Below are 25,121 nucleotides of genomic sequence, written 5' to 3' on the forward strand. Positions count from 1 at the left end.
ATCAATCATCCCACTGATAGGTCCAAAATGCCTCTTTTTCAAACCATGTTTCTACGACGGGCTCACCATTCTCAAGCTTTTTCTCTATCTCTTTCAGCAAGCCTCCCGTTTGCGATTTATGCGCTTTTAAAGCGTTCATTTTCACATCTGCAACACCTTTGACATCTAGAACGACATCGGGCTTGCCGAGAACTTCTTCCCTGTGATGGGTGATCGCCATGCATAAAACCCGCGGCCGGTCTTCTTTCTTTTTGCGGGATAAGGCGCGGATGACCGCTTCTCCGCATGCATCATGATCGGGATGTACGCCATGTCCGGGGTAAAATGTCACGATCAGGCTCGGGCGGACATCATCGATGACAGCCTCGATTTGATCGGCCAGCTTTTCTTCATCTTCAAATTCGAGTGTTTTATCGCGAAAACCGAGCATGCGCAGATCTTGAACATCCATTTCCCGGCACGCGTTGATTAATTCCTGTTTTCTGAGCATCGGCAGGGTTTCCCGATTGGCAAAAAGCGGATCCCCCATATTCCTTCCCATCTCACCCAGCGTCAGACACGCATAGGTCACGGGTATGCCTTCTTTTCGGTTTAAGGCAATCAGGCCGGCCACTCCGAATGATTCGTCATCGGGATGCGGCAGAATCACTAATAAATGCTTTTCCATTTATAACACCTTCTTTTTAGACTGCAAATGGCTTTTTGCTGATTTGAAGCGAAATGGCAAGCTTGCCGCCCGGCAAATAACCGGCAAGAAGCAGCCGCCCTTCATCATCGATTGTATAATCTGTGAGGCCTTCTGCGTAAATCCAGCCGTCTTCTGTTTTAAGACCTGTGCGATAAGGCCCGGTCCCCGTTATTTTTGCGCGGGAGCAGACGACCTTCGCATTTCTGATATAAGCAACCACCGTCATGTGCTGCTCGTCTTTATGGGCAGAATAAGACCCGGTCGTCGTCTCCAAATGAATATAGACAGGCTGGTGTAGGAATGTTTGTAAAGAAGCCTGCACTTCTTCCATATTGATTGCTTTCATGTTACTCCCTGCTTTCTCCATTTGTTAATAGCTGCAGACGTTCTGTATGCAGTTCAATCAGTTTGAGCTTCACATCCGTTTCCAAAGCGGAGTTTGTAATGCGCCGGACGCATTGGAAGTATTTTTCAAATTGCGTTTTTCTAAGCCTCGGATGTGTTCTAAGGTCGCTTAGTTCATCATCAATTGCCTGGAAAAGCGTTTCCATCCCCTCTCCGTTCATCGTGCGGTTCTTCCAGAGGGTCACATAAGCCTTGAAAAGTTCATGATCGTTCTCCATAGCTGAAATCGACCTCCACATCCTTTTTTAGGTCATGTTTTTAATTATACATGATCGGCGTTTCTTGAAAAGAAAAAGGGCTTAGGAGTGATACGAGTTTTTTCTTTTCACCAATACTTTAGACGGCTTCTTCCATTTAAACTGTGAGAGGGTAAACAATACGAGTGCGGCCCAAATGCATGAGAATGTTAAAGCCTTGGCGCTGCCGAACGGTTCATGGTAGACGAATACGCCTAAACATAACGTAATGGTTGGAGCGATATACTGCAAAATGCCGACTTGATACAGCGGAAGCTTTTTGGCTCCTTCTGCGAACAACAGGAGCGGAATGGCCGTTAACACACCGGCTAAAAACAATAAAATCATCGTGCCGATACCGCCGGATGCAGCCTGCGAATGCTCAGGATGGCGAAAAAACAATAAGTAGACAACGGCGACAGGCGCGATCATCAGCGTTTCAAGTGTAAGCCCGATGGCGCTTGAAAGCGACATCCGTTTTTTTGCCAATCCGTAAAGTCCGAAGCTGAAAGCGAGCATCAGGGCAATGTACGGCACAGAGCCGTATTGAAAAGCGGATATCAGGACGCCGGCTGCCGCAAGGAGAACCGCCGCTGTCTGCAGACGGGACAGTTTCTCTTTCAAAAATATGATGCCGAGCACGATCGAAACAAGCGGATTGATGTAATAGCCGAGGCTCGCTTCAAGTATATAGCCGTGGCCGACGGCCCATATGTAGACATACCAATTGATTGAAATCAAAACGGAGGAACATACGAGCGGAACGAGAGCTTTTCGATTCGCCAAGAGCGACTGAAAAGCCTTGACCCCGTTTTTCCATTGCCGCATCACGAGAAGCACCCCGCACATAAAAACAAACGACCAAATGATGCGGTGTGCAAGGATATCAAGAGCTGCCGTTTGATCGAGAACTTTCCAATATAAAGGAAGCAGCCCCCATAATAAATAAGAACATGCTGTGTAAATAATCCCTTTCGTTTGAGCTGTGTGATTCATCTGTGATTCCTTTCCTTTCTTCATCACGATCCGCGCTTATTGGCATATACTGTACCGTCTATGTGAAAGGAAGTGTTACCCGTGTTTGATTGGCAACGCTTTTTTCCATTTCAGCAGTTTTCTAAGGACGGAGTGCAAGGCGCTGACCCGAAAGATGTTGAACAATATATCCATCAAATCATGAAAAACGTCTTTGGACCGGGATATACAGGTCAGTTTCCTTTTCGCGATCCTCTCTCTCAAGAATCGCCGGCGGCAAAAGAACATGGTCCGTCAGACGAACACGATCCAATTGATGTCTTTGAAACGACCAGTCATGTATTTGTCAAAATTCCACTTACAAAAGAACAGCTTAACCCATTGAAAATTAAACATACTTCACAAACCCTCATCATGGAAAACTACCCTGAACCAGGGCAGCAGAAAAAGGTGATTCTCCCCTCTCTTGTACGCAGAAAAGGCACCAAAGCCTTGTATAAAGACGGCATCCTGGAAGTCATGTTTTTTAAAAACGAAGACTTCAATCTTTCAGAAATCGACATCACGTTTTAAAAACGGCCCCGCTTGAGATAAGCAGGCTGTTTTTTTCGCCTCCCGAAAAACCGCTCCCTGATTCATATTACCATTTAAGACCGAAGTCTTTCATCTCTTTTGCCTGAGGCAGAAACCATGCCTTTTGTTCGTGACATTTTAGTCAATCCGTATGAATAAATCTATGTCTATTGCCTCTTTCGGCAAAGTCAGTCCGGTTTTATAATGAAAATAATTCTCAATTAAAGGAGGGCTTGTATGAAAAAGAAAATCAGCATGTTGCTCGCGGTGATGTTGATGGTGCTTTGTTTTGCCACACAGGCATCGGCCGCATACAATGACCTGCACAAGGGCTATGCCACTTATACGGGTTCAGGGTATTCAGGCGGCGCTTTGCTGCTTGATCCGATTCCATCCGATATGGAAATCACCGCTTTAAATCCGACAGACCTCAATTATGGCGGTGTAAAAGCGGCTCTCGCCGGAGCATACCTTGAAGTGGAAGGCCCTAAAGGAAAGACGACGGTCTATGTGACCGATCTATATCCGGAAGGTGCTCCCGGGGCGCTCGACCTTTCACCGAACGCTTTTCGAAAGATCGGCGATATGAAAGACGGAAAGATCAATGTGAAATGGCGGGTCGTCAAAGCGCCGATCAAAGGCAATTTCACATACCGGATCAAAGAAGGAAGCAGTCAGTGGTGGGCGGCGATTCAAGTGAGAAACCACAAATATCCCGTTATGAAAATGGAATATTATAAAGACGGAAAATGGGTCAACATGGAGAAAACGGACTACAACCATTTTGTCAGCACCAATTTGGGGACAAGCCCTTTAAAAGTCAGGATCACGGATATCCGCGGAAAAGTCGTAAAAGACACGATTCCGAAACTTCCGGAAAACGGAACGTCCAGTGCATACACTGTATCTGGGAACGTGCAGTTCCCAGACTAATCCTAAACTAAGAGACGGCGGCCAGCTGCGGAAACCCGCAGCTTTCACCGCCGTCTCTTTTTAAGATTTTCATTAGACTGTAAACTTAGCAACCTTTATCGATAGCCGGGCGCTCCTCCGTATGGAGCTCCTGCGGGAACGCCTGCTCCTCCGTAAGGGATTCCTCCCGGTCCGGCTCCGTAATAAGACCCCGCACCAGGCACACCTCCGTAATACGGGTAAGGCGGCGGATAAGCGTACGGTCTAGGGTAGTTAAAAATCGCGCTTCCGAGAAATCCGCCCAGCAATCCGCCGACAAGCGGCGCCCCAAATCCCCAAAACAACGGGGATCTAGCCGGATATCCGGCAGGATTCGATCTCGCGTATCCATAAAGCATGTGAGGGTACATCGGCATTTATCCTCCTTTATGTCTGCCTATAGTCAAGGTATTCATAAAGTCGGAAAACGTTTGGGCTATTCTTCATAAATCCACCGTAATGTTCGTACCATTGACAAACCTGTTGTCCGGATCGGTTAAGTAAAAACACGCCTTAACAATATCAAGGGGCCGGCCCACACTGTTGGAAAAATGCTGCTCACGGTCTTTCGCCCGCAAATCTTCAAAATGCCCGGTCTTAGAACCACCCTGGTGATGCTGTTGACCGCGATCGAATACTCGCCCGGCCATCCTTATCAGTTCCCTTCCGCATCACAATGGTGTTCTGCCCACTTTTGTATCTCGTGCAAAACAGGTTCAAGCGCCGCTCCTTTGCCTGTCAATTGATAGATCACTTTCACAGGCGTCTCCGGCAAAACCTGACGTTCGACGATACCACCCTGCTCCAGTTCTTTTAAACGTTCAGCCAGCATTTTTTGGCTGATCATTGGTATCATTTCCGTTAAATCTTTAAACCGTTTAGGTCCATCCAATAAAACATGGATGATCAGTCCATTCCATCGTTTGCCGAGCAAAGAAAAGGCGGCCTCCATTTTAGGACACATTGTAAACCCCAATTCTCTCACCCCTCCATATCCAGTTGACAAATAGTCTTTGCACCATTAGAATACTGATTGAAGTTACAAAAAGTAAGTTTCTAACTTTTTATCTAACTCTATCATACCACGTTTATCGTAAAGGAGGAAGTCACATGACTTTATCGGAGAATCAAGCGATTCAAGTTTTGACAGAACGCTCATCTATTAAAGAATATGACACAAGCGCCGCCATCTCGAAAGAGGAGCTGACAGAACTTTTGGAAATTACAACAAAAGCGCCGTCAGCATGGAACCTGCAGCACTGGCACTTTACTGTATTTCACAGCCGGGAATCAAAAGACAAGCTTCTCCCGATTGCCTACAACCAAAAACAAGTCAGCCAGGCATCAGCGGTTGTCGCTGTCTTGGGAGACCTCAAGGCAAACTTAAACGGGGAAGCCGTCTACGGTCCTTTAACAGAAGAAGGGTATATGACCGAAGAAATCAAAGAGACGCTTCTCGGACAGATTAACGGCGCTTACCAAAACAGTGCGTTTGCCAGAGACGCCGCTTTCACCAATGCATCGCTTGCAGCGATGCAGCTGATGATCGCAGCCAAGGCGATGGGCTATGATACGTGTGCCATGGGCGGTTTCGACAAGGAAGCGTTTGTGAAAGAATTCAATATTGATGAACGCTATGTACCGGTCATGCTGATTTCGATTGGAAAACAGGTGAAACCGGCTCACAAAAGCAGCCGCTTTGATGTTTCTGAAGTATCTACATGGCTGTAAACATGTGAAAAACCTTAGTCCCGAAAAAGGGACTAAGGTTTATTTTTATGCTTTGAGATGTGTTTCATACCAGTTTTTTGCCTGTTCAATTTCCCGATGTGTGAGCTGATGTCCGCCCTCTTCCCAATGAAGTTCGACATCCGCCCCGGCGTTTTTGAAATACCCGGCAAGCTCGTCCGACTCCTGGGGCGGACAAAGCGGATCTGTCTGTCCGGCTCCGATAAAAACAGGAATTCCCGCCATATCAGGAAGCTTCCTATTTCTAAGCGGAACCATCGGATGATGCAGCACGGCCCCCTTCAGCACGTGTTCATGGAGAAACAAGAGGCTTGCAGCAATATTGGCGCCGTTTGAATAGCCGAGCGCCACCACTTGATTCCGGTCGAACTCAAGCTCTTCTGCCGCTTGATCGAGAAATGTCTTCAATTCATCCGTTCTTGCGATTAAATCGTTCTCATCAAAAACCCCTTCTCTCAACCGTTTAAAAAAACGGGGCATGCCGTTTTCCAAAACCTTTCCTCTGACTCCGAGCAGATTTGCATGCGGGTCAATCATTCTGCCGATCGGCAAAAGGTCGTGTTCATTCCCTCCGGTTCCGTGCAAAAGCAGCAATGTAACGTCTGATTGCCCTCTCTCAAAAATATGGTTCATTTTATATGTCCCCCTTTTCCCATATTGGAAGAATGCCTTCGATTTGACGGCGGTGCTCTTCAAGCCAGTCCGGGAGCTTCAATGTCGTTCCCAAGTCCTCGAGTTCCTCGTCAACGAGAAAGCCCGGACCGTCTGTCGCCATTTCAAATAATATACCGCCTTTTTCCCTGAAATAAACGGATGTGAAGTATTGGCGGTCAAGAATGTCCGAAGTGGAAAATCCGCTTTCAGGAAGCCGTTTTCTCCACTCTTTTTGTTCTTCGGGATTCGTTCTGAAAGCCACATGGTGAATCGTGCCATATCCGCCGATGCCTCTCACGTTTTCATTCAGCTTGACATCGAGACGGTTTCCGATTGTTCCGTCGGATTCAAGGCGGACATATCCTTTATCTTCACCTTTTTTTTGATAGCCGAATTGCTCTTCCAAAAAGCGGATCGTCGCCTCAGGCCGATAGCTGTTCAATGTTACGCCTTTTATGCCCTTGATCGCATAACGAGCCGGAATGGCAGCCGCTTCCCATGTGCTCTCTGCGCCTTCTTCATCTTCTGTGATGGAAAGCTTGAGCCCTTCCGCATCTTGAAAAAGCAGAACAGCCTCGTTAAAGAGCACTGATTCGCAAGCATTGATACCCCTCTCTTTAAGGCGCTTTATCCAAAAGGAAAGCGCACCCTTAGGCACGGCTAAATCGATCCTTCCCGCCTGTCCGTTTCCAACCATTCCCTGTGAGCTCTGCTGAAATGGGAAGAATGTTAAAATCGTCCCGGGATCACCGGTTTCATTCCCGAAATAAAAATGATAAGTGCCGGGGTCATCAAAATTGACCGTTTTTTTGACGAGCCTTAAACCCAATACCTCCGTATAAAAGGCCAAATTTACTTTTGGATCTTTCGCAAAGGCTGTCACATGGTGAAGTCCTTCTGTTTTCATGATGATTCTCCTTTTATCTCGAATTCAAGATATTAATTATTGTAATGTTATATTATCATTTCCGCAAGGCAGACGTATTGTTTTAATAATTTAAAAAATCATTTTTTTCTAATAATTATCTTGTGATTGAATCTGACAACTGCTATGATAATGAACATTAAAATGCTTCAAGGAGGAAATAAGGTGAATAAACGGTTTTTGATTGCGATTCTTTTCTTCATCCCTTTTATCGGCCAGCTTGTCTTGCTGCCGTTTGTCAACCGGATTGAGCCGGTCATTTTCGGGCTTCCGTTTTTCCACTTTTGGCTCGTATTATGGATCGTCTTGACACCGTTGATTACATTCGTGATTTACAGATTAGAAAAAAGCGGAGGTTATGAATGATGCAGGGAAATTTAACAGCTCTTTTGATAACGGCGGCCATTATCCTGAGCGTTGTCTGTATCGGATTTTTGGCCGGAAGCAACAAACAATCGCGCAAATCGGTTGAAGAATGGTCTGTCGGCGGAAGGCGATTCGGCGGGCTCCTCGTCTGGTTTCTCGTCGGCGCCGACCTCTATACGGCGTATACGTTTTTAGGGCTGACAAGCACGGCATTTACAAGCGGAAGCGCAGCTTTTTTTGCTATTCCTTATTCTGTTCTGGCATATTTTATCGCTTACTTTTTCCTGCCGAAAATATGGCATGTGGCAAAAGAACACCGCTTGACAACCCTTGCTGATTATGCGCGGGAACGATTCAACAGCAAACTCGTGTCATCGCTTGTTGCGATCGTCGGCGTCCTGATGCTGATTCCCTACATCTGTCTTCAGCTCAGCGGAATCCAGGACACGCTGCGGGTCGCGGGAACGAATTTTATTAACGTGAATGCGGTCGTCATCATATCTTTTATACTTGTCGCGCTTTATACGTTTTTCAGCGGTATTAAAGGGCCTACATATACCGCCATTATTAAGGATATTTTAGTTTGGGTGATGATGTTGTTTATGGTCGTTTCTCTGCCGCTCATTCATTTTAACGGCTGGACGCCGATGATTGACAAACTGGCAAGTGAAGCACCGCAAATGCTTACCATCCCTTCCGATGGACCAAGGGGAATTGCCTGGTTTATTACCGCCTCGATCGTTTCCGCCCTCGCCTTATTTATGTGGGCGCACGCGGCAACGGGTGTTTTTACGGCGAACAGCGCTGATGCCCTCAGGAAAAACAGCATGTTTCTCCCATTGTATAATATCGTGCTGATCCTTGTGATCTTCCTTGGATTTATCGCTTTTCTCGTCCTTCCTGAGGACACGAACCCAAGACTTGCTTTGCTTTATTTGATTCAGACGTCCTATGGCGGTGTCACACAAGGATTTGCCTATTCGACGATCGCTCTGGCCAGTCTCATCCCGTGCTCGATTATGGCGATCGGGGCGTCCAATCTGTTTGCCAACAATTTATACCGCGATTTGATTAATCCCCGCGTTTCGGGAAACCGGCTGACGATGATCACGCGTTCGATGGTATTTGTCGTTATCGGTCTTGCGCTGTTATTCGGAATGCTGTTCCCGGCGGCGCTTGTGACGCTTCAGCTTCTCGGGGTATCCGGAATGGTGCAGATTTTCCCGGCCATCGTCATCAGCTTGTTCTGGAGAAACCAGACAAAAGAAGCGACGGTCATCGGTTTGATTATCGGCCTTATCGTGACGTTTACGGTTTATGTGACGAAAACCTCATTCGGCATTTACGAAGGGTTCTGGGGGCTTTTAGCCAATCTCGTCTTTCTCGTGATCCTGAATCCGTTCTTTGTGAAAAATGTGAAGACAAATTCTGTCGTCAGCTTTTTGTTTGATGCAAAGAAAAGCGTGCAAAAAAGCGCCTGAGATCATACAGCAAAACACCCTTGCAGCAAAATGTGCAAGGGTGTTTTTAAGTTATTTTTCTTTTTTCAAAATTTCAATCGCTTTATCAAGCTGTGTATCGTTTTCGGAAAGCTTTTTCTGCAGCTTGTTTGTCAGGCTGATGGTTGTCTCGCCGGTGATGATTCCGGTTGCCTTCAGCTTTTGATCTTTTTGAAACTTTTTCACGGCGGCTGCTGTCTGATCATCGAAGGAGCCGGTCGGTTTTATCGTGTAGCCGAGCGCTTTGAGCATTTGCTGTGCGGCTTTCACTTCGTCTCCTGTGCTGCCTGACTTATACTCTTTTTTGGAGTCGAGGTACGGCAGTTTGGCGTAGCTTGGAAGCTCGGCCTTGTATTGCGGCTTGATCCCTTTTTCATGAATCCAGTCCCCGTTTGGCGTCAGCCATTTGGCAATCGTCAGCTTGACTGTTGATCCGTCGGCGAAGTTTTCCGCGTTTTGCACCGTACCTTTTCCGAACGTTTTTTCACCGACAATCGGAATACCGGAAGACTGATGCAGCGCAGCTGCCATGATTTCAGCGGCGCTCGCCGTTCCTCCGTTGACGAGAACAACGGTCGGCTTGGTCACTTTTCGTTCATTTTCCGCTTTATATACTTCTTTTTTACCGTTTTTCGGTTCAACTTGCAAAATCGTTTTGCCTTTATCAACGAATAGGTTGCTCATTGTAATCGCTTGGTCCATCAGGCCTCCCGGGTTGCCCCTGAGATCCAATACAAAACGGTCCGCCCCTTTTTCGGTGAGGCTGTCAATCGCTTTTGTCAGCTCTTTAGACGTGTTTTCCGAGAAAGACGTAATTTGGATTTCGCCGATATGGCCATCGATCATTTTCGAATAAACCGTTTCAATCGGAATCGTATCACGCTTAATGGTGACATCGATTTGCCCGACGCCTTCCCTGTTTAAGACCAGCTTGACTTCCGTGCCTTTTTTGCCGCGGATCATCGCAACCGCTTCGTTGACAGTTTTGCCTTTGACGCTTTTGCCGTCAACTTTCTGAATTTCGTCATGCGGCTTCAAGCCCGCTTTTTCTGCCGGTGAGCCTTTAATAGGCGCGACGATTAAAATTTGTCCATTTTTCTCTTCCACTTGGGCGCCGATTCCTTCAAAAGAAGAGGTAATGCTTTCTTCAAAACTTGTGGCCTCTTTTTTGTCCATATATGTAGAATACGGATCATCCAAAGCCTCTAGCATCCCTTTGATCGCACCATCTGTCAGCTTTTCATCGTCTGTATTTTGATAATAGTCGCTCTTGATTTTGTCATACGCCGCCATCAGCTTGTCAAATTTATCGCCGTTTGATGCGGAATATACTGTCCCGCCGTTTTCTCTTTGTACGATAAAAAGCGTTAGTGCCGAAGCGGCGACGGCAGTAATCAATACTGCCAAAAAGAGTTTTAACTGCTGTTTCAAACGAACACCACCTTTTCTTCTTACCATATTATCACGGACGAGTCTTTATTCGTCAACTCGCATCCCTTAGGCTAGGAGATTTTTCAGGGTTGTCTTTCCCTGTATATCTAAACGTTTTTTCAATTTTTGCATATGCATACACAAAAGGAGGGATCTTATTTTGAGCGATTATTTAGACATGCTGGCCACTTTCGGCGTCTCAGGCGCCCACCCCGGCGGCATGCGGCTGACAAAAGCGGTGCTTGCCAAAGCCGATATCGATCCGGAGCTGCCGATTCTTGATGCGGGCTGCGGAACCGGGCAGACCGCCGCCTATTTGAGCCACCTTCAGTTTCCAGTTACCGCCCTTGATTCAGATCCGGTCATGATTGAGAAAGCCAAAAAAAGGTTTGCAAAAGAACAGCTCTCCGTCCCGCTTTTTCAGTCCCGCCTCGAGAAAACGCCGTTTCAGGATGAAAGCTTCGCTTGTGTCTTAACAGAATCGGTGCTGAGTTTCACCGATTTCAAAGCGGCCTTAAAAGAAATCCGCCGGCTTCTGATGCCGGGCGGCAAGCTGATCGGCATTGAAGTTTCTCTTTTAAACGGCGGCCTCACAAAAGAGGATAAAAAAGTAATTACGGATTTTTACGGCTTTACCGTTTTATACAATAATGATGAATGGGTCCACGCTCTTCGGAAAGAAGGCTTTTCACAGGTTGAAATCGTTCCCAGCATGTTGGAAGAAACGGTTGACCTTGAAGCCGTTACCGAAATGGATTTGTCGCCTGTGATTTCGGCAAAAGCCTATCATACGATGGAACAGCACCATCAGCTTCTGGCCAAATATCAGCATGATCTCAGCTTTATCGTTTTTATATGCAGTTGATAAAACGGCGCTTCACCTCCTTCTTTCGTCCAACCTTTTCTATCAATATCGTCATAAGCTGAATAGGAATACTAGATGATGGAAGGAGCATGTTTAGTGGAGCGTTACTACAGGTTTTGTAACCAAAATATTGGAAGGGTTGCCAGAATCACTGACAGAAACGGGCGTGTCCATGTCGGCAAAATTGTCCGTGTATCACCGAACAGGGTTTTTATCGCCCCGGCGATCAGAAGAGGCGGCCCCGGATTCGGCTACGGCTTTTACGGAGGCTGGTGGGGATGGGGTCCTGCTTACGGAATTGGTCTCGGTTTAATCGCGGGTATAGCGCTCGCAGGGCTGTTTTTTTGGTAAACGAAAAAGGCCGATACACGTATCGGCCTTTTTCATTTTATATCTTTTTGACTTTTTCGAAATACTCTTCAAGCGTCAGATCATGTTCCTTGATCACTTTGGCGGCCTTTTTGCCTACATACCGCAAATGCCAAGGTTCATATTTGTATTTGGTAATGTCTTCTTTATTTTTCGGATAGCGGATGATAAAGCCGTATTTATAGGCGTTTTCCTCAACCCATTTTCCGTCTTTCGTATTGCCGAAGTCCTCGTTAAGGGCAAAGCCGTTGCTTCTGCTGGAAATGTCCATTGCCAAACCTGTCTGGTGCTCGCTCTGTCCCGGATAAGCGACGGCTTCTTTCGCTTTTTCCTCACCCTTTTGGCTTACTTCATTGTCATAGATCACTTTTTGTCTGTCATAAGATCTGTAGCCGGACACCGCAACAAGTTCAAACCCGTCTTTCTTCGCGGCATTGAACATCTTCTCCAGAGCCTCAGCAGCCTCTTTTCTAATATAGCGCTTGTCGATATCTTCGGTAAATGAAAATTCGACGTCAGGCACTGTTAAATCCGCAGGTGCATAGTCTCCAGGCAGGGCATAATCTTTGTTGACAAGCGCGAGAATATTGTCTGAATTTTGAATCGTCGGCAGGCCGTCAACCTCTTTAATTTGATTAAAGTATTTGCTTTCAAGTACAAAATCTTGATCTTCCAGATCTTTTTTTTCATTTGTTTTTTGATCTTTCGCATCTTGATTGGTGTTTGCCGTATTTTGCGGTTGAGCGGAGTCTGCGTTTTTTTCTTCATTCATTGAGCAACCCGCGCCTAATAATACAGCTGCACTCAAGATTGACGCGATCGGCATGTATTTGTATTGTATTTTCATCATTTTCCATCCTTTGTTCAGCGCTTCATCTACCGTAAAGCTGTGTCAAGCGCCAATAAAATCATATCGTTGAATGTGGTCTGTCTTTCTTCAGCCGTCGTTTCCTCGCCTGTCACCACATGATCGCTGACCGTGAGAATCGACAAAGCGTTCCGGCCGAATTTCGCCGCTAATGTATAGAGAGCTGTCGTTTCCATTTCAATCGCCAGCACGCCGTGCTTGGCAAGCTTTTCGATTTGGCTGTCATCATTGTAGAATTGGTCCGCCGTAAAAACATTTCCTGCCGTTACCGGGATATTCCGCTCCTTCGCAGCATCATACGCCGCTTTTAAAAGCTCGAAATTTGCGCATGGCGCAAAATCGATCGAACCAAACGCCACCCTGTTGATTTGCGAATCGGTGGAAGAGGTCATCGCGAGAATAACATCTCTCACTTTAACGTCTTCTTTGATAGCGCCGCATGAACCGACACGAATCAGGTTTTTCACATCATAGCTTCTGATCAGTTCATTCACATAGATCGAAATGGACGGTACACCCATGCCCGTCCCCTGTACGGAAACGCGTTTTCCTTTATATGTGCCGGTAAAACCGTACATACCCCGAACTTGGTTATAGCATTCGACATTTTCCAAATATGTATCTGCGATGTATTTTGCGCGCAGCGGGTCTCCGGGCAGCAGCACCGTTTCTGCAATTTGCCCTTTTTCCGCGCCAATATGTACACTCATGAATATTCCTCCTGCCTAAGTATTGATCCAGCATCAGCTCGCAATATGTATTATAAACCAACATGATCGAAAATGAAAATAAGCTTTTGCGGTTCAAAACTTGTCATGTTTTCAAGTGGACAGGCATAGCATAAAAAAGAATCATTCCGATTAATAATCTTGACGGAGGAAAAGATATGTTTCGTTCGCTTAACCATTATCTTTTAGATTTTACAGGCATTCTCGTCATCGGCATTTTATTATGCCTATTGTCGATCGGCGGCTCGCTTTCAGCCGGACTTCCTTTTCATCTGCCCGCTTCCATCCAGCAGCTGAATACGATTTTTATCAGCATTTTAATTGAGGCGTTGCCCTTTGTCTTGATCGGCGTTTTAATGGCCGGTTTCATTCAAATTTTTATCACTGAAGAACATATCCGCTCTCTTTTTCCAAAAAACAAATTTTTCGCAGTGATTGTCAGCTGTTTGCTCGGCGCTTGTTTTCCTGCTTGTGAGTGCGGTATCGTACCGATCGTCAGACGGCTCGTCGCTAAAGGCGTTCCGATCTATGCCGGCGTCGGATTTCTTCTGACTGGTCCGCTGATTAATCCAATGGTCATCTTATCGACTTATATGGCTTTTGGCAATGATGTCCGAATGGCGGTTTTAAGGGGCGCCGTCGGGTTTACCGCCGCGCTCCTCACCGCCTTTTTCGTCAGCTTTATGTTTCGCTCAAACCAGCTGAAAACAAAAGAGACCCGCCGGGAGCATGATTCGGGTCATGTGAAAGCTCCCTTTTCAGAACGCCTCTTCGCTATGTTGAAGCATGCCATCGATGAATTTTTTGATATGGGAAGATATTTGATCATCGGGTCTTTCATCGCCGCTCTTGTGCAAACCTATATTCCCTTAAAATCTTTGTTTCTTGCAGGTGGCGGAATGATCGACTCCACATTGGTGATGATGGGACTTGCTTACTTTTTGTCGCTGTGCTCTGAAGCGGATGCGTTTATCGGCGCCTCCTTTACCAGCTTGTTTCCCCACTCCTCCATACTCGGATTTCTCGTATTCGGACCGATGCTTGATTTAAAAAATACGATCATGATGCTGCATGCATTCAAGCCGAAATTCGTGATTTGTCTTTCGATTTTGATCACGGTGTTCGTCTATATTTGCGTCAAAGTTGTCAGCTTGCTGTAGAAAGGAGGATTTCACATGGTATTTCAGCCGCAGCAGTTCCTGCGCGCACTTATTTTGGCCGCTTTTTCCGGTTTCATATTCAAGCTCCATCAGACGGGGGAAATCTATAAGCTGATCAACCCGAAATACGAATACATGAGCTTGATTGCCGCCGGTGCATTCGCTTTTCTGTTTATCATCCAGCTGTCAAGGATCTGGACCATCCGAGAGGATCATAGCGGATGCTGCAGCTGCGGTCATGATCACGGCCGCTCCAAGCCTTTCTTTATTAAAATGATCCATTATGCTGTGATCGCCTTACCGCTTATTACCGGCTTTACCTTCGCTCCAGCCGTGCTGAACTCATCTGTTGCCGCCAATAAAGGAACAATGCTCGCCAAAACATCCGCTCCGAACACCGAAGGCGCCGGACATGTGACAACACCTGAGATCGAAAACGAATCATCCGACATCCCCAAGACAGCCTATGATCGAAAAATGGCCCAGTTTCAACAGCAGAATCCGCTTCTGATGAAGGACGATCTGTTTGCCGATTACTATGATGAAATCAATGAAAATCTTGATGATTACATCGGAAAGCACATCAAAGTCAAAGGTTTTGTCCATAAAGAACCCGGCCTGAAAGCCGATCAGCTTGTCGTCTCCCGTTTTTTGATCACGCATTGTATCGCCGACGCCAGCTTGATCGGATTGCTTGCCGAATGGGACGGTGCCGAACATATAAAACGCGATACATGGGTTGAACTAGAGGGAATTCTCGGAAAAGCCTCCTATCAAGGAACCGTCATTCCGATCATTCAGGCAAAGCAATGGAAAACGGTTCAAGAGCCGAAGCATCCTTATGTCTATCCGGTGTCTATCAATATGACAGAGTAAAGATTTCCCCGGGATAAATGAGGAGCTGTTTAGTCATCCTATTTTTATGGAAGGAGGTCAAAGGTATAATGGGCAAAAAACAGCGAAACAGAGTGACCGGGCTGAAGAAAAACAATCACATCCCCGCAAAAGATGTGATCGCGGCGGAGGAAGCACACGAAAAAGACTTCAGCGCCAGAAAACGAAAGAACACAACGTAAAAAAACTGCGGATGGCGCTTCCGCAGTTTTTTTACGTTTAGGACGACTGGAGTAAAATCCGGTTGATCTTTCTCCAGCCTGTTGATAGCAGTTTATAGTAGGTTTTTCCTTTTTTCCCTTCATCGATTAAAACGATGTCGCCTGTGGCAAGAAATCTGGCCTTATAGTCATTCGGCACCGTGTCATACACATTAAAGGTGGAAAACGTCCGCTCAAGCACATCCGCATGGGTTCTGCCGTTTATTTCTGTTCTGTAAACCATCTCATATCCCTTATCTTCTCCAAAGCAAGGCGTTTGAAAAATCGTCACATCATAAGCTGTCAGCTTCTTTTTAAACAACATCAACGGCAATACGATCCCTCCCTTTTTATATACTATTGGCGTTTGGCAAGGGAAACCCTTTGACTAGTTTTGTCGAACAAGCGGGTAGTTTTCGCCAATTTTCTTGAAGAGGAAAAACAGCGCCAGACCGAGAGAAAATCCTGCTATAACATCGGTTGTGTAATGGACGCCGAGATAAATGCGGCTGATTCCGATCAGGATGGTCACCAGGCCTGTCCACACCAAAACGGCCGTCCTGTGCTTCTTGAAAAAAGGAATGTGCAGTAAAAGGATATATGCGATAAATGGATACATGCTCGCCGCATTCATCGAATGCCCGCTCGGAAAGCTGAAGGATGTCTCATGAACGAGATGGCTCACTTCAGGCCGCGGCCGGGAAATCCAGTCTTTTAGTCCTTCATTGACCGTTCTTTCCAGAAGAAAAAGCAGATAAACATACAGTGAAGCCGCCGCTTTTTTGCGGTAAGCGAGCAGCAGTGTCAAAACGAGCATCACGGTCAGCAGCAAGCCGCTTGACCCAATCCCTGTCATCGCTTTAAAAAACGGGGTGAGGAGCGGCTGTCTGAGAGCCGCGGCCGCCTTCGCGATATGAACGTCGATCAGCTGAACAGCAGGAACGCGGATGAGGGCGGCCATGACCAGAAAAAGTGCGGTGAAAATGAGTGTGTTACGCATCGAAAAATCTGCGCCTCCTTAAGTCGATATTGTTTACATATTGTACCCCCGCTTCTCTTTTTAAGGCAATAAATGAAAAAGGACCGAAGGCAAAGCCCGGCCGGTCCCCATCGCTTTAATCTTCTATATGCTCATCTATCATACATTTTGCAAGCAGGTAATCAAAGGTGATATCGGCAATTTCGAACAGTTCGTCCTCATTCGGTATGTAGCCTCTTCTTGTCAGCTCAAGATAAAAAAAATCAGCGATTTCTTCAGTATCTATCATAAGCTCAATTTCTTTCATTTTGATCGCCTCCTTATTCTGATGTATGAGCCGGCATTCGGATTTATAACCGGATTGTCATAATGTTTGTCCCTTCTCATATACATGTTGTAACAAAACAAAGCGGGAAGGGGAAAAGAAATGATCCAAAAAATGATTGCAGCGCTTGACGGAGACGGTTTCGACCTGATGCTGGAAAAAGTCTTGAAAGTCATGTTCGGATTCATTTTGTTCGGTTGCTTTCCTTATTTTTTATATTTGCTGTTTTTCAGCTGAAATATTCTTTCAGGCTGTTTAAAACAAAATTCATCATTTCTTTGTATTCCGCATCCTGAAACATTTCATACAGCACTTTGTAGTCGTTGTAAATATCCAGCAGCTCATCCACGACAGCCACGGCCATTTCACGCTCATGCTCCTGCTCTTCATTATCTGTGGCAGATGGCAGCAATACCTTTTCTGAAATCGGTTCATCCAGTTCCTGTCCGGCTTCACCGACATAATGAACAAAAAGCAGCTGGTGAACAAACTGATCCATTTCATATGTTCTGAGCACAAGTGTCAAGTCTTCTTCTTCCGTCTCAAGCCATTCCCCGTCTTTCAGGCGGGTCAGTTCATATATAATATCCTCCCAGCCGTCCTCTACATATCTCCAGATTTCCGTTCTGTGTCCGGTGATTTTAAAGAGCTCTTTGCCGTAATCTTTTACATACACGACATCACCGATTAGAAAACCATATTCGATATCAAGCTTTTCCGTCTCGACGATGACCCCGTCATAATCTTTATAAAGCTGTAAAGAAGACTCAAAATAAAGAACTTCATTATGATTGACTTCATAAAGAAAATGCTTGTCGATTTTATGAACTTTTGTCACAGTTCCGACCGTTCCGTACATGACAACAACTACAACATCTCCGACTTTAAATTTAGGCGCGTTTGGCTTCATTTTGACTCCCCCTTGCCTTAAAGCTTCCGTCTTACGCTTATCGTATGCATAAGGCTGTCATTTCGCATGGGCAAGGATACAACGCATGAACGTGTTTGCCGAAAATCCTAAAAAACCATGCCGGCACCCGGGATTAGGCCATAAAAGAACCCGCAGACATCGATCTGCGGGTTTTACTGCCTTGTTTCCGATATATATTTTTCCCAAGCCTCATCAAATGTCGTCATCGATGATAAATAATCTCCATTGAGCTCAAGGTATGAACTGATTTCATCGTACTGGTTTGACGTCTTCGGAAACCCGTGATCATGATAGGCGTGATTGGCAAATTCACTGATCGCGTCTTTCGGCTTCGGATGTCGGTATTTCATTAAATAATGATAAAAGGATTTCACGGCCTCCCCCTCCTGTCTTCTTTTGATGTACTATTATACAGGCACCAGAAAAAAATACAAACAAAAAAACCGGCTTTAGTCAAGCCGGTTTAAGACGAGAAGTCAAAATAATTGCGCTTTAAAATCCGCTCGGTTTTCATTAGCGTGTCAAATGATACGGATGAAGGCAGTGCTTTTGTATCGATCAAGAGCAGCTGGTTTTCAATGTCTTGAATGATGGATTCCTCCTGATAGACCATCCCGCAGCTGCCGCAGCTGACAGCGGGCGTCTCCGTGATTTCAACCGCTTTTGTGCCGTCCGGCAGCTCCCAGTATACGGTCGTTCGGTCATGTTCTGCTTCCGTCTGGCCGCACCAGTCACAGCGCTTCATTGAGCACGCCCCTCAGCTTCGCTTTCTTTATTCTGCTGGGCGAGGAATTTCTTTTCTTTTAATTCATCCCGCTTTGCCCTTCGGCTTTTCAATGTTTCATGGTCAGGCCGCTCAGAATAGCTTTCCCGCCTTTTTAAACGGGTTAAGCCGTCAGGTGTATAAGAGAGCGTCTGATCCTCAAAGATCGCGGAGATGCCGATCTGTTCTTTTTCCCTCATCACCTCTGGATAGATTTCGGCGAAATAATCGTTCGCTCTGCCTGGCACATAGTTTTCCGGCTCAGGATAAGAAGTGATCACCCCTTCAAAATTGCGGAGTACGACTTTGTCAGGGCTTTGCGAAATCAGGTAGTTCGGTTGAATGGCGATTTTCCCGCCCCCGCCCGGTGCGTCCACAACAAAGGTCGGTACGGCGTACCCGCTCGTATGCCCCCGCAAGCCTTCAATGATTTCAAGCCCCTTTGACACTGGGGCCCTGAAGTGGCCGATGCCTTCGGATAAATCACACTGATAAATGTAATACGGGCGGACTCTGATTTTGACCAAATCGTGCATCAGTTTTTTCATAATGGGAACGCTGTCATTTATGCCCGCCAAAATCACCGCCTGATTGCCGACCGGAACGCCTGCGTTGACAAGCTTTTCACAGGCTTCCTTCGCTTCTTCGGTGATTTCGATGCTCGTGTTGAAATGGGTGTTCAGCCAGACGGGATGGTATTTTTTCAAAATGTCGCAAAGCTTATCGGTGATCCGCTGCGGAAACACGACAGGAGCTCTCGTGCCAATCCGAATAATTTCAACGTGCGGAATGGCGCGCAGATTTTTCAAGATGTACTCCAGTATCTGATCATTGATTAACAGACCGTCCCCTCCCGAAATCAGCACATCCCTGACATCCGGTGTATCCCGAATATATCCGATCGCCTGGTCAAGCTGCTTTTTCGGCACCCCCATGCCGATTTGACCTGAAAAGCGCCGCCTCGTACAGTATCTGCAATACATGGAGCACTGATTTGTGACGAGAAAAAGAACGCGGTCAGGGTACCGGTGGGTTAGCCCCGGTACAGGTGAATCTTCATCTTCATGCAGGGGATCTTCAAGATCGTATTTCGTTTTATGCATTTCCTCTGACAGCGGAACCGATTGCATCCTGATCGGACAGCGGGGATCGTCGGGATTCATAAGGGAAGCGTAGTAAGGTGTAATATTTAGAGGAATCGTTTTTGTAGAAATCCGCACCCCCTCTTCTTCTTCTTTTGTCAGATTGACGACCTTTTTTAAATCATCCAACGTTCTCACGGTATGAGTCAGCTGCCATATCCAATCATTCCACTTTTCTTCGGGAACATCTTTCCAAAGCTCAATTTCCTTCCAATGCCTTTTTGGCTTGAACAGGCCGTTTGCCATATTCCATCCCCCTATCAGCATTTTTCCTATTACTTCCCAGGTTATGTCACGGTCAGGGAAAGTGCCTCTTATTTTCAAAAATCATCCTGAAAGCCGCTTAAATTCTTGCACCAGATGTTCATGTTCTCAATTGCTTCATAAATGAGGCAATTGTTGATAAGACGCCCCCTGTAACGGTAAGACAAATGATAAAGACTGGCGTTCATTCCGAAGGAAGCCGCTCTTGCAATCGAAAAAACAGAAAAGATGCCGGCTTTTTTCAGGTCTGCTTCAAGTGCCGTGATGAGCCGCTTTGTCAAAGAAGAGCCCCGATACGAAGGGAGAACGGCACAATCGGTCAATTCCGCATGCCCCAAAGCGGGATTGATATCTGCCGCCGCTGCTGCGATCAGCTTGTTTTCGTCAAATGCGAGCCGGTAAACAGTTCCTTCGGCCATCAGCTTTTCAAGGTAGGTATGATCGAAAACAGGTGCCGGATATACCGGGAAGACATCCTTGTAGAGCTTTGCCATAAGAGGTGCATCCTCTGCGTCGGCCTGCCTGATCTTAAATTCGCTTTTCTTTTCCGCTTTTAAACATTTGGTGCAAAATAATGTTTCCAGCATTTGATCCTGTCTGTTCCAATCCTGTGTCTCTCGTCTGCTTTCTTTTACATATCTCACAAACAGTTCGGCGTCATGGCCGTTAAAATATCCGTCTATCTGTCCTTCCGGCTCATACAGATGCTCAAGCATAGCGGTTCTGTCTCGTGCTTTCGCAAAAATGATGATCTTTTCAAGATTACGCGCTTTTGCAGCTTTCAGTATATCCGGGAAAAAAGAAGCGACATCCCCTTCATAGTTGATGACTCTGATTCTTTTATTCAGCACATCAAGATCGATCTCGAGCGTGCCGTATTCGTTGCTCCATTTTTCCGTCATGGCCCCCTCCTTGTCGCTTTACTTTTCATAGCCACACCAATTCATAATGAAGAGGCTGATGATTTTCGCCGCTTTGATCATCGCATCCTTTTCAATGTATTCATTCGCTTGATGAGCCAGCTTTGTTTCGCCCGGTCCGAAGACGATGGCTGGCGTATCTCCCGCATGGGACAGGACGCCTCCGTCTGTCGCCCATGGAGACGCTTCGACGGCAGGCTGTTTGCCGGTGATGTTTTGATAGGCGTTTTTCAGAGAAACCGCCAATTCATGATCATCAGCTAAATCATTGGGCATCCATCTTGCCCCAAACCATTCGACTTCCACAGGGTAATGCTTAAACCAGTCATCATGATACTGAAGATCTTGGAGCCAGTTCTCCAATTCAGCCTGGACGGCTTCCGGGGATTCGTTCGGGGCGATTCCGCACCTTCCCTCCAAGGTCACGGTGTCGGCGACCGATGAGGGCCATGCGCCGCCCTTGATGGTTCCGATATTGATCGGGACAGGGATCGGGATATGTTCATATAAGGAATCTTTGATTCTTTTATTTCTCACCGATTCAAGCTGACGGATCGACCCGATGACAAGCATGCTTTTTTCTATGGCGCTAACGCCTTCATACCTTGTGCCTCCATGTGCGGAAAGCCCTTTTACCGTGATTCTGAACCACATTGATCCCTGCTGTTTGATAAAGATTTTCATATTTGTCGGCTCCGGGATCAGGGCTCCGTCCGCCCGGTACCCCCGCATGACGGCGGCAAGGGTTCCCGCTCCTCCGCATTCTTCATCGACGACGCTTTGAAAAATAAGGTCCCCTTTCAATCGGACCCCGCATTGTTCAAGCGCTTCGATCGCCATTAACAGGGCGGTATTCCCTCCCTTCATATCAGTCGTGCCGCGCCCGTAAATCCTTCCGTGTTTCATGATCGGCTGAAACGGCTCGATGTCCCAATCATTGCGGTTCCCTGCGGGGACGACATCGATGTGGCCGTTGAGAATCAGCGATTTCCCCCCTCCTGAACCGCGCTTGACAGCCGCGATATTCGGACTTTCTTTGAAGCTTGTTCTGTCGGATTTAAACAGGGGATGCTGATTTAATTGTTTTATGCTCGGTTCCCAGACATCGATTTCAGCGTCAAACTGCCTCAGTTTTTCCAAGACGACGGCTTGAGCGTTAAATTCTTCTCCGAGCGTGCTTTTTTCACCGACGAGCTTTTTCAACAGGCGAACCGCTTTTTTTTCGTGCGAATCAATCCAATCGCACACTTTTCTCTCTATGTTCTCCATCCAATTCCTCCTCTTACGAAAACGGCTGATCGATCCTGACCTTTCCATCTGTCAGCCGCAGTACATCTTCAAGATCTGCTCCGTTCATCAGTTCTTTTAAAACAAAACCTTCGTGTTCAATCGCAATCACAGCTTTATCGGTAATGACCATGTCAACACAGCCTTTGGCCGTTAAAGGGAGCGTGCAGTTTTCCACGAGCTTCGGCGCCCCGTTTTTATCGGTATGGCTCATGACAACGATCACTTTTTTCGCTTTTTGGGCAAGCTCCATTGCCCCTCCCATCCCGGGGACTTTTTTGCCCGGCACGATCCAGTTGGCAAGATCTCCAGACCTGCTGACCTGGAGGGATCCGAGGATCGTCAAGTCGATGCAGCCTTTTCTGATCATCCCAAAAGACACGGCCGAATCAAAATAGGAAGCCCCTTTGACAACCGTGACGGGGTAGCCCGCCGCATTGCAAAGGTTCTCATCCTCACTTCCCTTTTCAGGCGTTTCCCCGATCCCGAGCACACCGTTTTCCGCTTGAATCATGACGGAAATGCCGGGGGCCAAAAAATTCGGGACTAAAGACGGGATGCCGATTCCCAAGTTGACAACCATTCCATTTTTCACTTCTTCAGCCGCTCTTTTTGCGATTTGCTCCCGCTCCGTTACTCCCAAACCCATTTCCAGTTCACCCCTCCCGTCTCGCTCACCCCATGGACAAAAACGCCTGGTGTCACGATCTCTTCTTCAGCAAGCTCACCCGCTGGGACGATCCGGTTGACCTCTGCAAATGTCTTGTCAGCGGCCATCGCCATGAGCGGATTCATGTTGCGGGCCGATTTATCATATATAACGTTTCCGAACTCGTCGGCCGTTTTCCCGAAAACGAAGGCAAACTCAGCAGTCAGCGCCGCTTCGGCGAGATAGGATCGTCCATTGATGCTCACAAGCTTCTTGCCTTCTCGCACCATCTCGTGATCAACCCCGATGTCGGACAAAATCCCGCCCAATCCTACACCGCCCGCACGGATTCTTTCGGCCAAAATCCCCTGCGGAGAAAATTCAACGTCAAGAAACCCGTCTGTCATTTGTTTTCCGGCGACAGGGTTTGAGCCGATATGTGAAGCAATCAGCTTTTTTACCCGTTGATTGACGATCAAAGGGCCGATCCCGATGCCTGGAAACCCGGCATCATTACAAATCACCGTTAAATCTTTCACACCCGTTTCCAAAATCGCGCTGATGAAAGACGGGGGTGAACCGACTCCGCCAAATCCGCCGACCATAATGACCGACTCATCTTTTAAATCTGCAACCGCTTCTTCAATTGCCATCCGTTTATTCCGCATCATCTGCTGAGATCACCTTTTCCACCTGTTTTTCAACCGCATGTACGGCTTCTTGCAAACAGAATACAAGCTCATCCATCTCATGATCCGTAATCGTCAGCGGCGGTGCGATGATCACGGCGTCGCCCCCGCCGCCGGCAATTCCCGCCTCCGCCGGATAAATGAGCAGCCCCCTCCTTTTCGCTTCGGAAATGATTCGCGCTGATACTGACAGTGACGAAGGAAACGGTTTTTTGCTTTTTTTATCAGAGACAAATTCAACACCCAAGAGCAGCCCTTTTCCGCGAATGTCACCAATTATGTTTGATTGTTTCATGACATCCCTCAGCCGATTTTTCAGCCTTTTTCCTTTGGTCGCTGCTTGTCTTGGCAAATCATGCTTTATGATATAGCGCAGGACCGAAAGCGCGGCCGCGGCGGAAAAAGGGTTGGCGCTGTACGTATGACCGCTCATGATCACACCCGAGCCATTTTTGATCGTCTTCATGATCCCGTCCGTAATGACAGCCGCGGCAATCGGAGAATACCCGGCGCTCATTCCTTTCCCGAGAACAGCGATATCCGGCGTAACACCCCAATGTTCGATCGCCAGCATCTTCCCCGTTCTTCCCATGCCGCACATCACCTCATCCGCTATGAACAGAATCCCGTTTTCTTCGCAAAGATCTTTGATTCTTTTGTAGTACCCGCGAGGAGCGGCAATGGCGCCTCCCGCGGCTCCGATCACAGGTTCGGCCACAAAGCCGGCAATAAACGATTTGCCGATCCGTTTGATGGCAAGCTCTACCTCCTTCACACATGCTGTTTCACATTCGGGAGCTGACAGCTGATACGGGCACCTGTAGCAGTTTGGAGCAGATGCAGCGGGATAGTTGTGCAGCATCTGTGTAAACCGGTAGCGCCGTTCGTAAAACCCCGACAGTGACAGGGCTCCGTTCGTGATTCCGTGATAGCTGTTCCATCTGGAAAGAAACATCGTTTTGTCGTTTTGCCCTTTTTCCTGCCAGTATTGAACAGCGATTTTCATTGCGGTTTCGACCGCTTCTGAGCCGCTGTTTACAAAAAAAGACCAGTTTAGATCTTCGGGCAGCACTTCCGCCAGCAGTTCGGCAAGCTGCTCCGCAGGCTGGCTCGTAAACTGTGAACGATAGACAAAAGAAACAGCATCCAGCTGTTCTTTGAGAGGAGCAATAACCTCGGATACTCCGTGGCCGAGGCTGCAAGTGACAGCACCTGAGCAGCCGTCAAGAAATCGTTTTCCGGTTTGATCGTATATATAGCTTCCTTTCGCATACTGAACGACCGGATAGCTTTGATGAAGATCCGGCTTAATCAAAAATGACATGCAGATTTCCCCCCCTTCCGAATGAAAAGGATGTTTTCTTTACATTGTATGAAGCGGGAAATGGCGGCATTCTTTTTTCATAGCCGGAATGAGTGCAAAAATGGTTTATCATGAAACAAGCGAACGATCGTTTTATCATAAAGGAATAAGATCACCTTTTGGCGGGATGACGCGACTTGAAAATCAATTATGAAAAAAATATGCTTGAAGGCACATGCTGCATCGACATTTTTTCAGACCGGAATAAAGGGAAAGTGCTGGAATTCTGATTCGATTTACTTGACTGAAGATCATTTCGGCTGCATCGAACCT

General features: G+C 46.9%; 34 protein-coding genes and 1 pseudogene. 11 read left to right on the forward strand and 24 right to left on the reverse strand.

The window, feature by feature from the left end; all coding sequences use genetic code 11:
• Position 1: 1 nt before the first annotated feature.
• From bshB2 to rarD, 4 genes are all read right to left on the reverse strand, one after another.
• Entirely contained in the window at positions 2 to 667 is a 666-nt protein-coding gene (bshB2, locus tag P3X63_RS11665; RefSeq protein WP_077736616.1) for a bacillithiol biosynthesis deacetylase BshB2, read from the reverse strand.
• A 16-nt stretch (positions 668 to 683) separates the two neighbouring features.
• Entirely contained in the window at positions 684 to 1,034 is a 351-nt protein-coding gene (locus tag P3X63_RS11670) for a YojF family protein (protein WP_277690777.1), read from the reverse strand.
• Between the two features lies 1 nt (position 1,035).
• The gene (locus P3X63_RS11675) at positions 1,036 to 1,311 is read right to left on the reverse strand and encodes a hypothetical protein (protein WP_026587483.1); all 276 of its coding nucleotides are present in this window, start codon (positions 1,309 to 1,311) and stop codon (positions 1,036 to 1,038) included.
• A gap of 81 nt (positions 1,312 to 1,392) precedes the next feature.
• The gene (gene rarD, locus P3X63_RS11680) at positions 1,393 to 2,325 is read right to left on the reverse strand and encodes an EamA family transporter RarD (protein ID WP_277690779.1); all 933 of its coding nucleotides are present in this window, start codon (positions 2,323 to 2,325) and stop codon (positions 1,393 to 1,395) included.
• An 81-nt stretch (positions 2,326 to 2,406) separates the two neighbouring features.
• Between rarD and P3X63_RS11685 the strand changes: the two genes are divergently transcribed.
• Positions 2,407 to 2,877, forward strand: coding sequence for a hypothetical protein (locus tag P3X63_RS11685; protein WP_026587485.1), 471 nt, complete (start codon positions 2,407 to 2,409; stop codon positions 2,875 to 2,877).
• 237 nt (positions 2,878 to 3,114) lie between these two features.
• A complete protein-coding gene (gene exlX, locus P3X63_RS11690; protein ID WP_026587486.1) occupies positions 3,115 to 3,810 on the forward strand; it encodes an expansin ExlX in 696 nt (231 codons plus the stop codon).
• Between the two features lie 95 nt (positions 3,811 to 3,905).
• Here the strand turns inward: exlX and P3X63_RS11695 are convergent, their stop codons facing one another.
• The 3 genes and pseudogenes from P3X63_RS11695 to yodB form a co-directional block, all read right to left on the reverse strand.
• A complete protein-coding gene (locus P3X63_RS11695) occupies positions 3,906 to 4,199 on the reverse strand; it encodes a hypothetical protein (protein WP_077736615.1) in 294 nt (97 codons plus the stop codon).
• Between the two features lie 72 nt (positions 4,200 to 4,271).
• Positions 4,272 to 4,452, reverse strand: a pseudogene (locus P3X63_RS11700) (3-ketoacyl-ACP reductase); the annotation flags it as partial.
• Between the two features lie 31 nt (positions 4,453 to 4,483).
• A complete protein-coding gene (yodB, locus tag P3X63_RS11705; RefSeq protein WP_026587489.1) occupies positions 4,484 to 4,804 on the reverse strand; it encodes a transcriptional regulator YodB in 321 nt (106 codons plus the stop codon).
• Between the two features lie 134 nt (positions 4,805 to 4,938).
• On the opposite strand from yodB, the gene P3X63_RS11710 reads away from it, so the two are divergent.
• Positions 4,939 to 5,559: a nitroreductase family protein gene (locus P3X63_RS11710; RefSeq protein ID WP_026587490.1), complete on the forward strand. Its 621-nt coding sequence runs from the start codon at positions 4,939 to 4,941 to the stop codon at positions 5,557 to 5,559.
• A gap of 45 nt (positions 5,560 to 5,604) precedes the next feature.
• On the opposite strand, the gene P3X63_RS11715 is transcribed toward P3X63_RS11710, so the two are convergent.
• Together P3X63_RS11715 and P3X63_RS11720 are read right to left on the reverse strand one after the other, a co-directional pair.
• Positions 5,605 to 6,210: an alpha/beta hydrolase gene (locus tag P3X63_RS11715; protein ID WP_077736614.1), complete on the reverse strand. Its 606-nt coding sequence runs from the start codon at positions 6,208 to 6,210 to the stop codon at positions 5,605 to 5,607.
• 1 nt (position 6,211) lies between these two features.
• Positions 6,212 to 7,138, reverse strand: coding sequence for a ring-cleaving dioxygenase (locus tag P3X63_RS11720; protein WP_077736613.1), 927 nt, complete (start codon positions 7,136 to 7,138; stop codon positions 6,212 to 6,214).
• 183 nt (positions 7,139 to 7,321) lie between these two features.
• On the opposite strand from P3X63_RS11720, the gene P3X63_RS11725 reads away from it, so the two are divergent.
• Positions 7,322 to 7,522: a DUF3311 domain-containing protein gene (locus P3X63_RS11725; protein ID WP_026587493.1), complete on the forward strand. Its 201-nt coding sequence runs from the start codon at positions 7,322 to 7,324 to the stop codon at positions 7,520 to 7,522.
• On the forward strand, positions 7,522 to 9,003 hold the full coding sequence (locus P3X63_RS11730; RefSeq protein ID WP_026587494.1) for a sodium:solute symporter family protein: 1,482 nt from the start codon (positions 7,522 to 7,524) through the stop codon (positions 9,001 to 9,003). The genes P3X63_RS11725 and P3X63_RS11730 overlap by 1 nt, the downstream gene beginning before the upstream one ends.
• Before the next feature lie 51 nt (positions 9,004 to 9,054).
• On the opposite strand, the gene P3X63_RS11735 is transcribed toward P3X63_RS11730, so the two are convergent.
• Positions 9,055 to 10,452, reverse strand: a complete 1,398-nt coding sequence (locus tag P3X63_RS11735; RefSeq protein WP_026587495.1) for a S41 family peptidase — start codon at positions 10,450 to 10,452, stop codon at positions 9,055 to 9,057.
• Positions 10,453 to 10,612: 160 nt separating this feature from the next.
• On the opposite strand from P3X63_RS11735, the gene P3X63_RS11740 reads away from it, so the two are divergent.
• Together P3X63_RS11740 and P3X63_RS11745 are read left to right on the forward strand one after the other, a co-directional pair.
• Positions 10,613 to 11,317: a class I SAM-dependent methyltransferase gene (locus P3X63_RS11740; RefSeq protein WP_026587496.1), complete on the forward strand. Its 705-nt coding sequence runs from the start codon at positions 10,613 to 10,615 to the stop codon at positions 11,315 to 11,317.
• A 96-nt stretch (positions 11,318 to 11,413) separates the two neighbouring features.
• Positions 11,414 to 11,668 carry a hypothetical protein gene (locus P3X63_RS11745; RefSeq protein ID WP_026587497.1) on the forward strand — a complete coding sequence of 85 codons (255 nt, stop codon included), beginning with the start codon at positions 11,414 to 11,416 and terminating at the stop codon, positions 11,666 to 11,668.
• Between the two features lie 37 nt (positions 11,669 to 11,705).
• On the opposite strand, the gene P3X63_RS11750 is transcribed toward P3X63_RS11745, so the two are convergent.
• Positions 11,706 to 12,533, reverse strand: a complete 828-nt coding sequence (locus tag P3X63_RS11750; RefSeq protein WP_026587498.1) for a D-Ala-D-Ala carboxypeptidase VanY — start codon at positions 12,531 to 12,533, stop codon at positions 11,706 to 11,708.
• Positions 12,534 to 12,562: 29 nt separating this feature from the next.
• A complete protein-coding gene (gene deoD / locus P3X63_RS11755; RefSeq protein ID WP_277690785.1) occupies positions 12,563 to 13,264 on the reverse strand; it encodes a purine-nucleoside phosphorylase in 702 nt (233 codons plus the stop codon).
• Between the two features lie 176 nt (positions 13,265 to 13,440).
• Between deoD and P3X63_RS11760 the strand changes: the two genes are divergently transcribed.
• From P3X63_RS11760 to P3X63_RS11770, 3 genes are all read left to right on the forward strand, one after another.
• Positions 13,441 to 14,442: a permease gene (locus P3X63_RS11760; RefSeq protein ID WP_277690787.1), complete on the forward strand. Its 1,002-nt coding sequence runs from the start codon at positions 13,441 to 13,443 to the stop codon at positions 14,440 to 14,442.
• 15 nt (positions 14,443 to 14,457) lie between these two features.
• On the forward strand, positions 14,458 to 15,318 hold the full coding sequence (locus P3X63_RS11765; RefSeq protein WP_026587501.1) for a TIGR03943 family putative permease subunit: 861 nt from the start codon (positions 14,458 to 14,460) through the stop codon (positions 15,316 to 15,318).
• A 68-nt stretch (positions 15,319 to 15,386) separates the two neighbouring features.
• On the forward strand, positions 15,387 to 15,518 hold the full coding sequence (locus P3X63_RS11770; RefSeq protein WP_142246112.1) for a hypothetical protein: 132 nt from the start codon (positions 15,387 to 15,389) through the stop codon (positions 15,516 to 15,518).
• A gap of 37 nt (positions 15,519 to 15,555) precedes the next feature.
• Here the strand turns inward: P3X63_RS11770 and P3X63_RS11775 are convergent, their stop codons facing one another.
• The 3 genes from P3X63_RS11775 to P3X63_RS11785 form a co-directional block, all read right to left on the reverse strand.
• Positions 15,556 to 15,870, reverse strand: a complete 315-nt coding sequence (locus P3X63_RS11775) for a YodL domain-containing protein (RefSeq protein ID WP_026587502.1) — start codon at positions 15,868 to 15,870, stop codon at positions 15,556 to 15,558.
• Between the two features lie 54 nt (positions 15,871 to 15,924).
• The gene (locus P3X63_RS11780; protein ID WP_077736610.1) at positions 15,925 to 16,536 is read right to left on the reverse strand and encodes a phosphatase PAP2 family protein; all 612 of its coding nucleotides are present in this window, start codon (positions 16,534 to 16,536) and stop codon (positions 15,925 to 15,927) included.
• Positions 16,537 to 16,651: 115 nt separating this feature from the next.
• Complete coding sequence (locus P3X63_RS11785; protein ID WP_077736609.1) at positions 16,652 to 16,822, reverse strand: YozD family protein; 171 nt, start codon at positions 16,820 to 16,822, stop codon at positions 16,652 to 16,654.
• Between the two features lie 120 nt (positions 16,823 to 16,942).
• Between P3X63_RS11785 and P3X63_RS11790 the strand changes: the two genes are divergently transcribed.
• Positions 16,943 to 17,077, forward strand: coding sequence for a hypothetical protein (locus tag P3X63_RS11790; RefSeq protein WP_026587504.1), 135 nt, complete (start codon positions 16,943 to 16,945; stop codon positions 17,075 to 17,077).
• On the opposite strand, the gene P3X63_RS11795 is transcribed toward P3X63_RS11790, so the two are convergent.
• From P3X63_RS11795 to P3X63_RS11835, 9 genes are all read right to left on the reverse strand, one after another.
• The gene (locus tag P3X63_RS11795) at positions 17,070 to 17,750 is read right to left on the reverse strand and encodes a hypothetical protein (protein WP_026587505.1); all 681 of its coding nucleotides are present in this window, start codon (positions 17,748 to 17,750) and stop codon (positions 17,070 to 17,072) included. The two genes, P3X63_RS11790 and P3X63_RS11795, sit on opposite strands and share 8 nt — an antisense overlap.
• Positions 17,751 to 17,923: 173 nt before the next feature.
• On the reverse strand, positions 17,924 to 18,145 hold the full coding sequence (locus P3X63_RS11800; RefSeq protein ID WP_026587506.1) for a YozE family protein: 222 nt from the start codon (positions 18,143 to 18,145) through the stop codon (positions 17,924 to 17,926).
• Positions 18,146 to 18,234: 89 nt separating this feature from the next.
• Complete coding sequence (locus P3X63_RS11805) at positions 18,235 to 18,516, reverse strand: YokU family protein (protein WP_026587507.1); 282 nt, start codon at positions 18,514 to 18,516, stop codon at positions 18,235 to 18,237.
• Positions 18,513 to 19,922: a lysine 2,3-aminomutase gene (gene kamA, locus P3X63_RS11810; protein ID WP_077736608.1), complete on the reverse strand. Its 1,410-nt coding sequence runs from the start codon at positions 19,920 to 19,922 to the stop codon at positions 18,513 to 18,515. Before kamA ends, P3X63_RS11805 begins: the two co-directional genes overlap by 4 nt.
• Before the next feature lie 74 nt (positions 19,923 to 19,996).
• A complete protein-coding gene (ablB, locus tag P3X63_RS11815; RefSeq protein ID WP_277690796.1) occupies positions 19,997 to 20,842 on the reverse strand; it encodes a putative beta-lysine N-acetyltransferase in 846 nt (281 codons plus the stop codon).
• An 18-nt stretch (positions 20,843 to 20,860) separates the two neighbouring features.
• Positions 20,861 to 22,129, reverse strand: coding sequence for a peptidase (locus tag P3X63_RS11820; protein WP_077736606.1), 1,269 nt, complete (start codon positions 22,127 to 22,129; stop codon positions 20,861 to 20,863).
• Positions 22,130 to 22,142: 13 nt separating this feature from the next.
• Complete coding sequence (locus P3X63_RS11825; RefSeq protein ID WP_026587511.1) at positions 22,143 to 22,796, reverse strand: 3-oxoacid CoA-transferase subunit B; 654 nt, start codon at positions 22,794 to 22,796, stop codon at positions 22,143 to 22,145.
• The gene (locus tag P3X63_RS11830) at positions 22,781 to 23,464 is read right to left on the reverse strand and encodes a CoA transferase subunit A (protein WP_026587512.1); all 684 of its coding nucleotides are present in this window, start codon (positions 23,462 to 23,464) and stop codon (positions 22,781 to 22,783) included. Before P3X63_RS11830 ends, P3X63_RS11825 begins: the two co-directional genes overlap by 16 nt.
• Positions 23,454 to 24,809: an aspartate aminotransferase family protein gene (locus tag P3X63_RS11835; protein WP_277690801.1), complete on the reverse strand. Its 1,356-nt coding sequence runs from the start codon at positions 24,807 to 24,809 to the stop codon at positions 23,454 to 23,456. Before P3X63_RS11835 ends, P3X63_RS11830 begins: the two co-directional genes overlap by 11 nt.
• Between the last annotated feature and the right edge of the window lie 312 nt (positions 24,810 to 25,121).

The organism is Bacillus sp. HSf4, assembly GCF_029537375.1.
GTDB lineage: Bacteria > Bacillota > Bacilli > Bacillales > Bacillaceae > Bacillus > Bacillus sonorensis_A.